Origin of the sequence: Zemynaea arenosa (assembly GCF_004614185.1) — a bacterium.
GTDB classification, from domain to species: domain Bacteria; phylum Pseudomonadota; class Gammaproteobacteria; order Burkholderiales; family Burkholderiaceae_D; genus Telluria; species Telluria arenosa.
In genome coordinates this window covers 1-15,262 of the sequence record NZ_SPVF01000145.1, presented here as the reverse complement: position 1 = coordinate 15,262, position 15,262 = coordinate 1, and the positions used below count along the sequence as shown (strand labels likewise).

15 protein-coding genes are annotated in these 15,262 nt (G+C 66.3%); 12 read left to right on the top strand and 3 right to left on the bottom strand.

The window, feature by feature from the left end:
- The 4 genes from E4L96_RS11660 to E4L96_RS11645 form a co-directional block, all read left to right on the top strand.
- A partial coding sequence (locus E4L96_RS11660) for a sensor histidine kinase (RefSeq protein WP_135207392.1) occupies positions 1–1,010 on the top strand: 1,010 nt, incomplete at its 5' end.
- A gap of 14 nt (positions 1,011–1,024) precedes the next feature.
- Entirely contained in the window at positions 1,025–1,738 is a 714-nt protein-coding gene (locus E4L96_RS11655) for an alpha/beta hydrolase (protein WP_167758672.1), read from the top strand.
- A gap of 88 nt (positions 1,739–1,826) precedes the next feature.
- A complete protein-coding gene (locus E4L96_RS11650; protein WP_135207390.1) occupies positions 1,827–2,606 on the top strand; it encodes a LytR/AlgR family response regulator transcription factor in 780 nt (259 codons plus the stop codon).
- A gap of 136 nt (positions 2,607–2,742) precedes the next feature.
- Positions 2,743–3,498: a sensor histidine kinase gene (locus E4L96_RS11645; RefSeq protein ID WP_135207389.1), complete on the top strand. Its 756-nt coding sequence runs from the start codon at positions 2,743–2,745 to the stop codon at positions 3,496–3,498.
- Here E4L96_RS11645 and E4L96_RS11640 read toward each other — a convergent pair.
- The 3 genes from E4L96_RS11640 to E4L96_RS11630 all read right to left on the bottom strand — a co-directional run bounded on the left by E4L96_RS11640 (position 3,495) and on the right by E4L96_RS11630 (position 6,938).
- Positions 3,495–4,520 carry a porin gene (locus tag E4L96_RS11640; RefSeq protein WP_502654452.1) on the bottom strand — a complete coding sequence of 342 codons (1,026 nt, stop codon included), beginning with the start codon at positions 4,518–4,520 and terminating at the stop codon, positions 3,495–3,497. The genes E4L96_RS11645 and E4L96_RS11640 overlap by 4 nt on opposite strands.
- 821 nt (positions 4,521–5,341) lie before the next feature.
- On the bottom strand, positions 5,342–5,992 hold the full coding sequence (locus E4L96_RS11635; protein ID WP_135207387.1) for a class I SAM-dependent methyltransferase: 651 nt from the start codon (positions 5,990–5,992) through the stop codon (positions 5,342–5,344).
- A gap of 4 nt (positions 5,993–5,996) precedes the next feature.
- Positions 5,997–6,938, bottom strand: a complete 942-nt coding sequence (locus E4L96_RS11630; RefSeq protein ID WP_135207386.1) for a CysB family HTH-type transcriptional regulator — start codon at positions 6,936–6,938, stop codon at positions 5,997–5,999.
- Between the two features lie 151 nt (positions 6,939–7,089).
- Between E4L96_RS11630 and E4L96_RS11625 the strand changes: the two genes are divergently transcribed.
- The 8 genes from E4L96_RS11625 to E4L96_RS11590 form a co-directional block, all read left to right on the top strand.
- The gene (locus E4L96_RS11625; protein ID WP_135207385.1) at positions 7,090–8,781 is read left to right on the top strand and encodes a nitrite/sulfite reductase; all 1,692 of its coding nucleotides are present in this window, start codon (positions 7,090–7,092) and stop codon (positions 8,779–8,781) included.
- Entirely contained in the window at positions 8,774–9,340 is a 567-nt protein-coding gene (locus E4L96_RS11620; protein WP_135207384.1) for a DUF934 domain-containing protein, read from the top strand. The genes E4L96_RS11625 and E4L96_RS11620 overlap by 8 nt, the downstream gene beginning before the upstream one ends.
- A gap of 3 nt (positions 9,341–9,343) precedes the next feature.
- The gene (locus E4L96_RS11615; RefSeq protein ID WP_135207383.1) at positions 9,344–10,060 is read left to right on the top strand and encodes a phosphoadenylyl-sulfate reductase; all 717 of its coding nucleotides are present in this window, start codon (positions 9,344–9,346) and stop codon (positions 10,058–10,060) included.
- A gap of 49 nt (positions 10,061–10,109) precedes the next feature.
- Positions 10,110–11,042: a sulfate adenylyltransferase subunit CysD gene (cysD, locus tag E4L96_RS11610; protein WP_135207382.1), complete on the top strand. Its 933-nt coding sequence runs from the start codon at positions 10,110–10,112 to the stop codon at positions 11,040–11,042.
- Positions 11,042–12,364, top strand: coding sequence for a sulfate adenylyltransferase subunit 1 (locus tag E4L96_RS11605; protein WP_135207381.1), 1,323 nt, complete (start codon positions 11,042–11,044; stop codon positions 12,362–12,364). Before cysD ends, E4L96_RS11605 begins: the two co-directional genes overlap by 1 nt.
- 25 nt (positions 12,365–12,389) lie before the next feature.
- Positions 12,390–13,103, top strand: coding sequence for a uroporphyrinogen-III C-methyltransferase (gene cobA, locus E4L96_RS11600; protein ID WP_135207380.1), 714 nt, complete (start codon positions 12,390–12,392; stop codon positions 13,101–13,103).
- 81 nt (positions 13,104–13,184) lie between these two features.
- On the top strand, positions 13,185–14,618 hold the full coding sequence (locus E4L96_RS11595) for an amidase (RefSeq protein WP_135207379.1): 1,434 nt from the start codon (positions 13,185–13,187) through the stop codon (positions 14,616–14,618).
- A partial coding sequence (locus E4L96_RS11590) for a TetR/AcrR family transcriptional regulator (RefSeq protein ID WP_135207378.1) occupies positions 14,602–15,262 on the top strand: 661 nt, incomplete at its 3' end. The genes E4L96_RS11595 and E4L96_RS11590, both read left to right, overlap by 17 nt.

Genomic DNA, 15,262 nt, shown 5'->3' with positions numbered 1-15,262 from the left:
CCGTTCCCACTCCGCCCCCCGCCCCGCCGGCACCGGCCGCGGAAGGCGTGCCCGCTCCGGCCCCGGCGGCACCGGCTGCTCCGGCCGCGCCCATGGGTCCCAAAGCGGACAAGCGGGCCAAGCTCGGCTCGAAGCACGGCACCCAGACCCAGGACGGCGAAGTCCACATCGACCTGCCCGCCGAGATCAGCGAGCAGCTCTCCAATGCCATCGAGCAGAGCGTCGAGGAAAAGGCCGAGGAAAAGGTCACCCAGTACCACCGCCAAGCCTCCACCTGGTTCAAGAGCTTCGTCTACCTGCTGCTGCTGGCCCTGCTGGGCACCAAGGCCCTGGTCGGCGGCAAGAAGCGCGCCGAGCTGCAAAGCGCCACGGCGGTCGAGGTGGCCGAGCGCGAATCGATGCAGCGCCAGCTGTCGGAAGCCAAGATGCAGATGATGCAGGCCCAGGTGGAGCCCCATTTCCTGTTCAATACCCTGGCCTCGGTGGAGTACCTGATCGAGACCGACGCCCCGCGCGCGGCGGCCATGCAGCGCAGCCTGATCCAGTACCTGCGCGCCGTGCTGCCGCAGATGCGCGACAACACGGTGATCAGCAACCTGGGGCGCGAGACGGACATGGTGCGCGCCTACCTCAACCTGCTCAAGATGCGGATGGAGGACCGGTTGACGGTGGACATCCAGCTGGCGGACGGCCTGCGTACCGCGGCGTTCCCGCCGATGATGCTGCAGTCGCTGGTGGAGAACGCCATCAAGCACGGGATCGAGTGCAAGCCAGAAGGCGGCACGCTGCGTGTGTTTGCGGACGTGGCCAATGGCAAGCTGCGCGTGATCGTGAGCGATAACGGGGTTGGCTTTGGCGTGATGCCCTCCAACGGCACCGGGACCGGGCTGACCAACATCCGCGAGCGCTTGAAGATGCTGTTCGGCGAGGCCGCCACTTTGCACATCGGCGCCAACGAGCCGACGGGCGTGGTCGCCACCGTCGAAGTGCCCTATCAAGTCGTGAAATGACCGGCGGACAGGGATTGGGTAAGGCGCCCAGCGCGGCGCACGAGCAGGTGACGCTGCGGGATGGCGCGGATGAGGTGGTGGTCTCGGTGCTGGCTGGCCACGAGCCGCGCTGGACGGTGCTGTTTGCGGCCGGCGCGGGCGGCAGTCCACTCCGCCATCTGCCGCTGCTGACGACGCTGGCGACTGCTGGCTGCCATGTGGTCGCGCCCCACTTCCCTCGCCTGTCCAGTCCGACGCCTGGCATCGAGGAACTCGCCATGCGCACCCGCTGGCTGCGCCTGGCCCTCAACCGCGCCCCGGAACACCTGCCCGTCGCGGGCATCGGCCATTCCATCGGCGGCGCCCTCCTGCTCGGCCTGGCCGGCGGCGACCTCTGGACTATCAGCCGCGACTGCCTTCGCGCCCAGCCCGCCGCGCGCCCGCTGGCCAAGCTGGTGCTGTTCACGCCCGCGCTCCAATTCTTGCAGGCGCCGCACGCCGTGGACGCCATCCAGCTCCCGATCCAGGCCTGGGCCGCCAGCGAGGACCGCATCACGCCGCCCAGCCAGGTCGACTGGCTGGCCGCCGCGCTGGCTCCGCGCATGCCCGTGCAAACCCACCTGGCCCAGGGCGCCGGCCACTTCAGCTTCATGGACGAGCTCCCGCCGCACGTCACCGACCCGCACCCCGACCGCCCCGCCTTCCTGGGCGAAGTGGCCGCCCAAGTAACCCGTTTCATCCTCGCCTGAGCCCCGGCAGCTGTCGAGGTTGCCTTACAGCCTGATTCAATCAATAATCATTCATTATTGCTCTGCCAATACCACACAAGGGACCCTCATGCCGACCGCGATCATTGCCGATGACGAACGCCTGATGCGAGACCAGTTGCGCCTGCGCCTGTCGCAGGTGTGGCCGGAGCTGGAGATCATCGGCGAAGCCAAGAACGGCGACGAAGCCATCGACCTGGTGCGCGAACTGAAGCCGGATCTCACCTTCCTCGACATCCGCATGCCGGGCAAGACCGGCATGGACGCCGCCCGCGAAATCGACGGCGCCAGCAACATCGTGTTCGTGACCGCCTACGACCAGTACGCCGTGGAAGCCTTCGAGCGCGGCGCCATCGACTACGTGTTGAAACCGCCCGAGCCCGAACGCTTGAAGATCACCGTGGAGCGCCTGAAGGAGCGCCTGGCCGCCCCGCCGGCTGCCAGCGGCAGCGGCGCGGCCGCCGCGCCGGACGTGACCGCCATCCTGAACCAGCTGGCCGAAAAGATCGCCGCACCGAAGCCCAAGCATTTGCAGTGGATCCAGGCCTCGATCGGCTCCGACCTGCGCATGATTCCGGTGGAAGAAATCCTGTTCTTCCGCTCGGACGAAAAGTACACCTGCGTGCAGACTGAAAAGTTCGAAGCGCTGATCCGCAAGCCAGTGCGCGACCTGGCGGACGAGCTCGACCCGTCGCTGTTCTGGCAGATTCACCGCGCAACCCTGGTCAATGTGAATGCCATCGAGGGCGTGACGCGCGACATCCGCGGTCGCCACCTGGTGATGATCAAGGGCCGCCCGGAAAAGCTGGAAGTCAGCCGCAGCTTCCTGCACCTGTTCAAGCAGATGTAAGCCGCGCGCCGCGGCTGGGGCGGGACTGCGGCGGCCCGCAAAAGTTCCCGCGGCAGCGCCCCGGCGCGGTTGGCGCCTCTCAATCGGACCCGTTCCTGGTGCGCTATCCTGAACGGCATCCGCCTCGCTTCGCACCATGCCTCCGCCACTCACGTCCCGCTCCCAAGGCCGCCGGCACGCCGACCGCCAGGCCGAGGCGCGCCTGCGCGAACTGACCGCTGCCACCCAGCGCGTGCGCGAGCAGGACCGGACGCGCATCTCGCGCGAACTGCATGACGACATCGGCCAGCTGCTGGCCGCGGTGCGCATGGATGTGGGTTTGCTGCTGCGCGCCCAGGGGCTCGCACCGTCCGAGCACCATCTGCTGAAGCAGGTCGACAGCCGGCTCCACGATGCCATCGTGAGCCTGCGCCGCATCGCCGCCGCATTGCGGCCGCATGTCCTCGATCACGGTGGCCTGTTCCCGGCCATCCAGGCCCTGCAGCACGACTTCTGCAAGCGCAGCGGCATGCAGTGTTCCCTGTTTGCGGACGAAGCTGACCTGCAGCTCGACGACGATGACTTCAACACGGGCGTGTACCGGATCGTGCAGGAAGGCCTGCATAACGCCATCGCACATTCCGGGGGCACGGCCGTCACGATGAGCCTGTATCGCCTGGATCATCAGTTGCTCATCACGATCGCGGATGACGGGAAGGGAATTGAAGAGGCGGACCTGCACAAGCCCGGGTCGCTCGGCTTGCTGGGCATGCGCGAGCGGGTGCTCGCGCTGGGGGGAGACATCAGCATCGGCAAGGACGAGGGCGGCGGGACGCGGATCGATGTCACGCTGCCCCTGCCGCCCGCCGGCCCGGCGGAAGACAATGCGCTCCCGCCGGGTTCCGGCATTTAGAACTCGTGGTGCACGCCCAGGCCGTAATACTTGACGCTGGTGGCCGCGCGCTTGTCGGACGCGTCCGCGTACAGGAAGGTGCGCTTGGACAGTGCGTACTCGTAGCCCAGCGACCACTGCTTGGTGGTCACCGCGCCGTCCGGCTTCTTCTGGCCGTAGCCCACCAGCACCTTGCTGGCGCCCATGGTGTAGTTGGCGCCCAGCAGCCAGGCCTTGGTCTCGTTGTTGCTGACCTTGGTGTGGTCCTGGTTCTGGTGCGCGTAAGTGGCCATCAGCTTGAGTTCCTTCATCGGGTTGACCGAGGCGCCCACGAACCAGACCTTGGTCTCGATCGCGTTGCGTTCCCAGGCGCCCATCACGGCGAACATGTCCTGCTTGTACGTCACCGCATAGGACATCGGGATCGCCGACGCTTCGCCATTGGCCGGGTACTGCGGCGCGGCGGCGGTGCCGCGGCCGACCACGGCCGGGCCGTTATTCGCTTCCTTGGTCGCTACGGTGGCGTTGAACTGGAAGCCGTTCACGACCGGCGAGTTGTACCAGATGGCGTTGTTGAAGCGGTCGTTCGACGAGCCGGCCGGGTCCAGCGGCTGGCTGGTGTAGCCGGCCACTTCGATGTCGCCCTTCAGGCCCGGGGTGCCGGAGACACCGTGGTAGGGGTCGAAGGCATCCTTCGCATCCTGGAAGGCCGTCACGCCGCGGCCGATGCGCACCATGCCGAAGTCGCCCTGCAGGCCCACGCGCGACTGGCCCTGGAACAGCGGACGGCTGTTCGATTCGTTGGTGCCGGTGTCCGGCTCGTAGCGCATCTCAAGCTGGAACAGGGCTTTCAGGCCGCTGCCCAGGTCTTCCGTGCCCTTGAAGCCGAGCTTGTTGGCATCGCGCTTGGCGACCTGGGTGGTCTTGTCGGTGATCTTGGCGACCGCGGCGTCGATGGTGCCGTAGACGACGACCGACGATTGCGCCTGAGCCAGGCCGCCGAGGGTGGAGAGGACGAGGACTGCGAGGAGTTGTTTTTTCACTTGTGCCATCACTTTCAGGTTGAAAAGAAGTAACTGGACGGCATCCTAGCCGCCAAATTTTTCAACTTGATGACAAAAGGGAATCCCGGTCACCCTTTTCCGCTACGCGACCCAAGTGACCATCACGCGGGCGTACCCCTTTTTAAAAAATGCGGCCGCGCGCTCCACCGCACTCTTTCGCACTCTTTTGCACTCAAACGAGTACACGGGCGCCGAAAGCGCGTGTGTTTGCGATGTTTCGGACCCGGCGAAGCGCGCGTTCGAGATGCGCATGAGTGCATTTGCGCGCAATGCGCGACGCCGAAGAGTTTGAACAAGAACGAAAAGAGGCGGAACGCGAGAGGAGCTCATCAAAAGCGCCGCTGTGCCTGCCGCAAGTGAGCCGCCAGGCGCCAGTGCGTTTGGTACGGCAAGAGCACGTGCACCGGACTGTGTTGATGCCTCCTTGATAGCGCACGTCATTGAGATAGGTCTCCAGCTGCCGGTAGGTTTCGAACTCGACCAGGCAGCCGACAGGGGAGGTGTAAATCTTGTTCATGCTCTTTTCCTCCTTGTTCAAACTCTTTCTGGAAGCGGAACGCACTCGTATGCACTCAAGCGCGTCTCTTTCGCACGCTTTTGTTGGACTGAAGAGTCGCAAAAGAGTTCAAAGACGGGGACCTTGCACTCGTTAGAGATGATTTGAGTGCAAAAGAGTGCAGCGGAGGAGGGAAGCCAAAAAAATTGTGTCCCCCTCCCTCCCCCACGTCCCGCAAGGAGGGCCGTGGGGAGGCCGAACGAGGGCGTGGCTGTGCGCAACGCAGCCGGGCGCTGGGACAGGCTTACTTCAGGCGGCCGGTGAGCATCCAGTAGTGCTCGGTACGCTTGATGCGCAGTTCCTTGACGTGCGCGGCGAAGCGCTTGCGCAGGCTGCTGTCGGCGGGGTAGTTCTTGAGGATCTCGTAGCGCTGGCCGCTCGGGCCGGTGACGATCTGCCAGGTGTTGGTTTCCATGTCCGTGCGCGCGATGGGCAGGGATTCGCCCTCCACATAAGCGTCATCGACGATGCACAGCAGCGCGTCAGCACCGAGCCGCGCGCGCAGCTGCTTGAGGTACTTGTCCTGCTGCTCCTTGGGCAGATGGCTCCACCAGCCGCCGATGAAGCAGGCCGAATACTCCCCAGGAGTATCCGCCAAAGCCAGCGCATCGCCCTGCGCAAACGTGACTACGGCCGAATCGAGCCCGCGCGCACGGGCCACCGCCAGCATCGCCGCGCTGGTGTCGATCGCCATGATCGAGGCCGCCACGTAGGCCAGCGTCTCGGTCCAGAAACCCGTTCCGCAGCCCAGTTCCAGCACCATGTGACCGGCGAACAGGTCGGCCACGGCGTCCTGCAGGCCCCCCAGCTCATCCTCGCGCTCGGGGTAGGCGTGCAGGCGGTCGTATTCGGCCGCGATATCGTTGTAATAGGCGGCCAGGGTATCGTTACTCATAAAGTCAAAGCTCGTAATTCTCGTGATTGCCCTGCATCGCCTGCTCCACCAGCTTGCGGTTCAGCGTCGGCGCCAGCAGTTCAATGAAGGTATAGATATAGCTGCGCAGGTAGGCGCCCTGCTTGACGGCCACCCGCGACACATTCATGCCGAACAGCTGCCCGGCCGGAATCGCCTTCAGGTTGCGGTCGCGTTCCGGGTCGAAGGCCATGCCCGCGATGATTCCCACCCCCATGCCCAGCTCGACATAGGTCTTGATGACGTCCGCATCGATGGCCTCCAGCAGCACGTCCGGCTTCAGCCCGCGCAGGGAGAACGCATGGTCGATCTTGCTGCGGCCCGCAAACGCCGAGTCATAGGTGATCACCGGGTAGGAGGCGATCTCCTCCAGCGACACCGCCTTGGACTTCAGCAGCGGATGATCGGGCGGCACCACCACCACGTGCTCCCACTGGTAGCACGGCAGCGTGATCAGCCCGTCCACCCCGGCGATGGACTCGGTGGCGATGGCCAGGTCGGCCTGGTCCTTCTGCACCATCTCGGCGATCTGGCGCGGATTTCCCTGCAGCAGCGACAGCCGCACCTTGGGAAACTTGACCATGAACGCCTGCACCACCCGCGGCAGCGTGTAGCGCGCCTGGGTGTGGGTGGTGGCGATGGTGAACGAGCCGCTGTCCTGCGCCGCGTACTCCTTGCCGATCCGCTTGAGCGAATCGATCTCGCGCATGATCAGCTCCACCGACTGCAGCACCAGCTGGCCCGGCTCGGTCAGCCCGCGGATCCGCTTGCCGTGCCGCGTGAAGATATCGACCCCCAGCTCCTCCTCCAGCTCGATGATCGCCTTGGACACCCCCGGCTGGGAGGTGTACAGCGCCTTGGCGGCATCGGTCAGATTGAAGTTCTGGCGGACGGCTTCGCGGACGAAACGGAGCTGGTGCAGGTTCATGGGTGTCGATGGCAGCGGATCTGGGCGGCGATAGACGAGATTATATCGGTCCTTATATCCGGACCGCATATAAGCAAATAAATTCTTTGTTGTATGGAATAAAGGCAGCGGACCTTACCATGTTCGCTACTTTGCCCGAGGACTCTCTTCCATGTACAAGTACGATCAATACGACCATCTCATCGTGCGCGAACGGATCGCCCAGTACCGCGACCAGGTGCGCCGGCGGCTGGCGAACGAGCTGACGGAAGAAGAATTCCTCCCGCTACGCCTGCAGAACGGCCTGTACATGCAGCGCCACGCGTACATGCTGCGTATCGCCGTCCCCTACGGCATGCTGAACGCGAAGCAGATGCGCATGTTCGCCCACATCGCCCGCAAGTACGACCGCGGCTACGGCCACTTCACCACGCGCCAAAACATCCAGTTCAACTGGATCGACCTGGAGGACACGCCCGACATCCTGGCCGACCTGGCCTCGGTGGAGATGCACGCCATCCAGACCTCCGGCAACTGCATCCGCAACACCACCACCGACGAATTCGCGGGCGTGGCCGCCGATGAGCTGATCGATCCGCGCCCCTATTGCGAGATCCTGCGCCAGTGGAGCACCTTCCACCCCGAGTTCATCGCCCTGCCGCGCAAGTTCAAGGTCGCCATCAACGGCGCCATCGAGGACCGCGCCGCCGTGCAGGTGCACGACATCGGCCTGCACGTGGTGAAGAACGAGGCGGGCGAGATCGGCTTCCGCGTGCTGGTCGGCGGTGGCCTGGGCCGCACGCCGATCATCGGCTCGGTGATCCGCGAGTTCCTGCCCCGCGAGCACATGCTGACCTACATCGAGGCCATCATGCGCGTGTATAACCAGTACGGCCGCCGCGACAACAAGTACAAGGCCCGCATCAAGATCCTGCTGAAGGCCCTCGGCGTCGAGGAGTTCACGCGCCAGGTGGAACAGGAGTGGCTGGACCTGAAGGACGGCCCGCAGACCCTGACCGACGCAGAGCTGAACCGCATCCTCGCCTTTTTCGAGCCGCCGCAGTACAAGGCGCTGGACGACCGCGACGTGGTGGCCGCGCAGCCGGGCAACCGCGCCTTCGCCAACTGGGTCAACCGCAACGTCCGCCCGCACAAGGTGCCTGGCTACGCGGCCGTGGTGCTGTCGCTGAAGAAGACCGGCATCGCGCCGGGCGACGCCACCGCCGGGCAGATGGACTTCGTGGCCGACCTGGCGGACCGCTACAGCTTCGGCGAACTGCGCGTGACGCACGAGCAGAACCTGGTGCTGGCGGACGTCGAGCAATCGAAGCTCTTCGAACTGTGGCAGGAAGTCAAAGCTCAGGGCCTGGCCACGCCGAACATCGGCCTGCTCACCGACATCATCTCCTGCCCGGGCGGCGATTTCTGCTCGCTGGCGAATGCCAAGTCGATCCCGATCGCGGTGGCCATCGCCGAGCGTTTCGACGACATCGACTTCCAGCACGACATCGGCGAGATCGAACTGAATATCAGCGGCTGCATCAACGCCTGCGGCCACCACCACGTCGGTAACATCGGCGTGCTGGGTGTCGACAAGGATGGCAGCGAGTGGTACCAGGTCTCGATCGGCGGCGCACAAGGAAACAACGCGGCGCTGGGCAAGATCATCGGCCCCTCGTTCTCGGCGGCGCAGATGCCGGAAGTGATCGGCCGCCTGCTGCAGGTCTATGTGGACCACCGCATCGAGGGCGAGCGCTTCGTGGACACCGCGCAGCGCCTGGGCATCGGCCCGTTCAAGGAATTTGTGTATGCCACGCCGATCCATGTCGGCAAGGCTGTTGTGGGAGAAGACACCTATGCTTAACCGGATCACGCGGCACGAGCGCATCATCAAGGACCGCGCCATCGTGGCCGACGACTGGGCCGTGCTGCGCCTGGACGAAGGCGAGGACGCGGCCACCGCCGCCGTCCCCGAGGGCAAGGTGATCGTGCCGCTCGCCGTGTGGCAGGCGCAGAAGGCCGCCCTGGCCGCGCGCCGCCCGCTCGGTGTGTGGATCGCCGCCGGCGAACGCCCGGAAGTGCTGAAGGGTGAGCTGGACCACTTCGACGTGGTGGCCGTGGACTTCCCCAAGTTTTCGGACGGCCGCGGCATGTCCATCGCCTACAACCTGCGCCAGCGCCTCGGCTGGAGCGGCGAGCTGCGCGCCATCGGCGACGTGCTGCGCGACCAGCTGTTCTCGATGCAGCGCGTGGGCTTCAACGCTTTCGCCACGCGCCCGGACCGCAAGATCGAGGATGCGCTGCTCGGGCTGACCGTCTTCAGCGAAGTGTATTCGGCCTCGGTCGACATCAAGCAGCCGCTGTTCCGCCGCGTGGTGCGCGGCACGCAACCTGAATTCAACGACATCGGCGCGGAGATCTGAACGATGAGCGCTCATGACACGCTTGTTGAGCAGACGCGCGCCACGTTGGAGCGCATCGCGCGCGAGTTCACGCCCGCGGTGTTCGCGTCATCGCTGGCGGCCGAAGACATGGTCCTCACGGACATGATCCTGAAAGCCGGCCTGCCGATCGGGATCTTCTCGCTGGAGACCGGCCGCCTGCACCCCGAAACGCTGCAGATGCTGGACCGCGTGAAGGAGGCTTACGGCTACGAGATCGCCGTCTATCGTCCGGACCCGCTGGCGGTGGACGCCTACGTGGCCGAACATGGCCTCAACGGCTTCTACGACAGCGTCGACAAGCGCCGCGCATGCTGCGCCGTACGCAAAGTCGAGCCGCTGGGCCGCGCCCTCGCGGGCCAGAAGGCCTGGGTGACCGGCCAGCGCCGCGCCCAGTCGACCACGCGCTCGGATCTGCCGGTGGAAGAACAGGACACCGCCCACAATATGGTGAAGTTCAATCCCCTCGCCGACTGGAGCGAGGACGACGTGTGGACTTACCTGCGCGCCCACAATGTGCCCTACAACGCGCTGCACGACCAGGGCTTTCCGTCGATCGGCTGCGCACCCTGCACGCGCGCCATCCAGCCGGGTGAAGACATCCGCGCGGGCCGCTGGTGGTGGGAGAACCCGGATTCGAAGGAGTGCGGCCTGCACTTCGTGGATGGTAAGCTCATACGCATCAAGTCCGTGGCGGCATAAAAGAATTCCTTCTTCCGGCGGCGCCGGAAGAAAATAGAAAAGGTTAGCTATGACCACTGTTACCGACAACTTCCTCTCCGACGTCAACGCGCGCCACCTGGACGCGCTGGAGTCCGAGGCCATCCACATCCTGCGCGAAGTCGCCGCCGAATGCGCCAACCCGGCCCTGCTCTTCAGCGGCGGCAAGGACTCGGTGGTGCTGCTGCGCCTCGCTGAAAAGGCCTTCCGGCCGGGGAAATTCCCGTTCCCGCTGGTGCACATCGACACCGGCCATAACTTCGACGAAGTGATCGCCTTCCGCGACGCCCGCGTGGCGGAGCTGGGCGAGCGCCTGATCGTCGGCTCGGTCGAGGACTCGATCAAGCGCGGGACCGTCCGCCTGCGCAACCCGCAGACCGACTCGCGCAACGCGGCACAAGCCGTGACGCTGCTGGAGACCATCGCCGAACACCAGTTCGACGCCTGCATCGGCGGCGCGCGCCGCGACGAAGAGAAGGCCCGCGCCAAGGAGCGCATCTTCTCCTTCCGCGACGAGTTCGGCCAATGGGACCCGAAAGCCCAGCGCCCCGAGCTCTGGGACCTGTACAACACCCGCGTGCACCCGGGCGAGAACATGCGGGTCTTCCCGATCTCGAACTGGACGGAGCTGGATGTGTGGCAGTACATCGCCCGCGAAAAGCTGGCCCTCCCGTCGATCTACTTTGCGCACGAGCGTGAGGTCATCCCGCGCAACGGCCTGCTGGTGCCGGTGACACCCCTGACGCCGCCCAAGGATGGCGAGACCGTCGAGACCCAGGTGGTGCGCTTCCGCACCGTGGGCGACATCTCCTGCACCTGCCCCGTGTCCTCGGACGCGGCCACGGTGGACGCCATCATCGCCGAAACCGCGGTCACCCAGATCACCGAACGCGGTGCCACGCGCATGGACGACCAGACCTCCGAGGCGTCCATGGAAAAGCGCAAGAAACAGGGGTACTTCTGATGAACGCCATGACCGACAAACTGACGCCGCCGAACGACATCCAGCACAGCCTCCTGCGCTTCATCACCGCGGGCTCCGTCGATGACGGCAAGAGCACCCTGATCGGCCGCCTGCTGTACGACAGCAAGGGCATCTTCGCCGACCAGCTGGCGGCTGTCTCGCGCGCAAAGCACAAGCGCACCGTGGGCGACACCATCGACCTGTCCCTGCTCACCGATGGCCTGGAGGCCGAGCGCGAACAGGGCATCACCATCGACGTGGCCTACCGCTACTTCGCCACGCCCCGCCGCAAGTTCATCATCGCGGACACGCCGGGGCACGAGCAGTACACCCGCAACATGGTGACTGGCGCCTCCACCGCCGATGCGGTGGTGATCCTGGTCGATGTCTCGAAAGTGAAGCTGCGCGAGGACGGCGGCGTGGACCTGCTGACCCAGACCAAGCGCCACTCGACCATCGCGCACCTGCTGCAGATCGAGCATGTGATCGTGGCCGTTAACAAGATGGACCTGGTGAAGTACGACCAGGAGGTGTACGAGCGCATCGTGGCCGAGTACCGCGCGTTTGCCCAAACGCTGGGCATCAAGGACGTCACCGCGATCCCGATGTCGGCGCTGGTCGGCGACAACGTGGTGGAGCGCTCGGAGCAGATGCCGTGGTACCAGGGCCCGACCCTGATCGAGCTGCTGGAATCGCTGACCGTGTACGACGAGTCGCATGCGGCGCCCTTCCGCTTCCCGGTCCAGCTGGTGGCACGCCACAACGGGCACGAAGCCAACGACTTCCGCGGATACATGGGCCGCATCGAGTCCGGCAACGTGAGCGTGGGCGACAAACTGGTGGTGCAGCCTTCGGGCCAGGAAGCCACGGTCAAGGAGATCCTGACCTTCGACGGCCCCCTGCAGACCGCGGTGGCCGGGCAGTCCATCACCCTGCTGCTGGACGAGTACTTGGACATCTCGCGCGGCGACGTGCTGGCCAGCGCCGCACAGCCGGCCACCCTGCTCAAGCAGGTGACGGCGGACGTGTGCTGGCTGTCCGAGGAGCCGCTGGACCTGCGCCGCAAATATTGGATCAAGCATGGCACGCGCCAGACTTCGGCCAAGGTCAAGACCATCGACTCGCTCCTCGACATCAACACGCAGGAGCGCCGCAGCGCGGACGGCTTGAAGCTGAACGACATCGCCCGCATTTCGCTGGCGGTGCAGCAGCCACTGGCCGCCGATGCGTATGCGGACATCCGCGCCACCGGAGCGTTTATACTGATTGACGAAGTCACGCACCAGACCGTCGCGGCAGGGATGATCCGTCTCGACGCTTGATCATCCCGCACCACGAAAGGCATCGATGGCGGTACTCGGCAAGGTTTATCTCGTCGGCGCAGGGCCGGGAGCACAAGACCTGATCACCGTCCGCGGTGCCCGCCTCCTCGCGCAGGCGCAGTGCGTGCTGTATGACGCGCTGGTTACGCCGCAGATGCTGGAGCTGTGCGCACAGGCGGAACTGATCTCGGTCGGCAAGCGCAGTGGCCAGCGCTCCACGGCCCAGCAGGCCATCAACGTGCAGATGGTGGCTGCGGCGCAGCGGCATGCCATCGTCGTGCGGCTCAAGGGCGGCGACCCGATGATCTTCGGCCGCGCGGACGAAGAGTTGCGCGCGCTGGAAGCGGCGGGTATCGATTACGAAGTCGTCCCCGGCATCACCACCGCGCTCGCCGCTTCCGCCGAAACGCGCCAGCCGCTCACCAAGCGCGGTGTCGCGCGCTCGGTCTCCTTCTTCACCTCTTCCACCGCGCCCGGGCAGCCGGACGAACCGGCGCTGCCGGAGACCGATACGCTGGTCCAGTACATGGGCGGGCGCGAGGCCATCGCCACCGGGCAGCGGCTGCTCACCCAAGGGTGGGCGCCGGAGACGCCGGTGATCGTCATCGAGAACTGTACCCGGCCGGACCAGCGCATCGAGCGCATGACGCTGGCCGTGCTGGCGCGCGGGCTGGAGGCGGCGCATGGGCCGGTGCTGGTCATGGTCGGAGAGGCGATGCGCGAACGCTCGCACGCCTGATTTTCTCCGCCGCGCAATGCCGCGGCTTTTTTCCGCTAAAATAATGAATATGAGATTCATTATTCGCGGATGGAGGCTGAGATGACGGTCGAATCGGTGTGGGTGGAAGATGCCTTGACAGGGCGGGACGCGGTGGGTCAGGCGGAGCTGGTACGCGCCGGCGAGCTCTCCGCCGTGGAGCTGGTGGATGCGGCCATCGCCCGCATTGCACGGGCCAACGGCAAGCTCAATGTGCTGGCGGCGCAGGACTTCGAACAGGCGCGCGAGCGGGCCAAGAGCGTGCGCGCTGGTGGCCCGGGTGGACCTCTCGCGGGTGTGCCCACGCTGATCAAGGACCTGCTGCCCTACCCCGGCCTGCCCTGCGGCTTCGGCTCCCGCGCGCTGGCGGGACATGTGGCGCCCGAGGTGAGCGACTATGCGCGGGACGTGGGCGATGCTGGCCTCATCGTGCTCGGGAAAAGCACCACCTCGGAATTCGGCCTGCTCGGCACCACGCAGACGCTGGCGCATGGCGTGACGCACAATCCCTGGGACCTTGCGCGTTCGCCGGGCGGGTCGTCCGGTGGCGCGGTAGCCGCAGTGGCCAGCGGCATGGTGCCGGTGGCGCATGCCTCCGATGGTGGCGGATCGATCCGCGGACCGGCCTCGCTGTGCGGGCTGTTTGGCTTCAAGCCAAGCCGCCAGCGCGAGCGTTCGACGGGGCCGATGAGCGATTCACCGTTCGGGCAGATCATCAGTGACCATTGCGTGTCGCGCACGGTGCGGGACAGCGCGGCGTGGCTGGCAATGACGGAGCGGCCGGACGGCGCGGCCGGTTTTGTGCGCGAGCCGCTGCGGCGGCGTTTGCGCATCGGCTGGTACGAAGCCACGGCCTTTGGCGCCCGGCCGGATGCCGATGTCGCGGCGGGACTGCAGCGCACCGTGGCGCTGTGCGCGGAGCTCGGACATGAACTGGTGCCGGTTGCGGGGCCGCGCTTCGACGCCGAGGCCGCGAGCGCGGCGTTCTTCCAGATGGGCGGCGCGTCGATGGGCATGATGCTCGGGCAGCTGCGCGGCGCGGGCGTGCCGGTGGAGCAGCTCGTCGAACCGTTCACGCTGGAGCTGGCGCGGCGCGCCGGCGCGGATCCGATGCAGGCGCTGGGGCAGGCCAGCGCCGTGCTGCAGCATGCCGCCGGAGATAACGCGCGCGCGCTCGATGGCATCGATGTGCTGCTGTGCCCCACGGTGCCCTTCCCCGCCTGGCCGCAGGCGGAGCTGGATCCGGCGGGGCCATTCGAGGCCATCATCGCCTTCACCAACCGTCTCGCGGGCTACACGGCGCCGGCCTCGCTGGCGGGATGGTGCGCGATGTCGGTGCCGCTGTGCGAGTCGGCGGACGGGCTGCCGGTCGGGATGCACTTTGCTGCGGCGGCCGGGCAGGATGCGTTGCTGCTGGGGCTTGCCTATGAGCTGGAGCTGGCCGCGCCGTGGCGCCAGCGGCATCCAGGATGGAGGGCCCGTGGCACAGCGGCTTAAGGAAGAGGTCCGCGAGCGCATCGTCGCGGCGGCGCGCACGGTGCTGCTGCGCGAGGGCTATCGCGGCATGCGCTTGCAGGACGTGGCGCAGGAGGCGGGGGTGGCGACAGGGAACCTGTACCGCTACTTCGAGGACAAGGACGCGCTGTTTGCGGCCGTGGTGCCGGAGGCGGTGGGCGCGCGCTTGCTGCGGCTGATCCGCACCCGGGTGCGCGAGCTGTCGGCGGCCGGGGACTGGACCACCATGACGGCGGCCAACGCGCCTGCCGCGGCGGCGCTGCTGGCCTTCCTGATCGAGGAACGCGAACGCGTGTTGATCGTGCTGGCCGGTGCCGACGGCTCTCCGCTGGCGCGCGTCCGGCCATTGGCGGTGCGCGAGATGACCCGCCTCGCCCACGGCTACCTGGCCCGCCATGCGCAAAGGAGCGAGCCGGTGACCGCGCCCGCTACCTCACGCACCAACCCGCTGCAGACCGGGGCGTCCCGCACGGATGCGGCCCATACCGGCACAGTGCGGCGCGCGGTCCCGGGCGCTGGCGCTGTGCTCGGAGAGGCCGCGCGCACAGTTCACGCAGCGCCAGATGTCCCGCGCACGGTGCTCGTGCAGCTCTTCACCAGCACCCTGGACATGATCGTGGCCATCC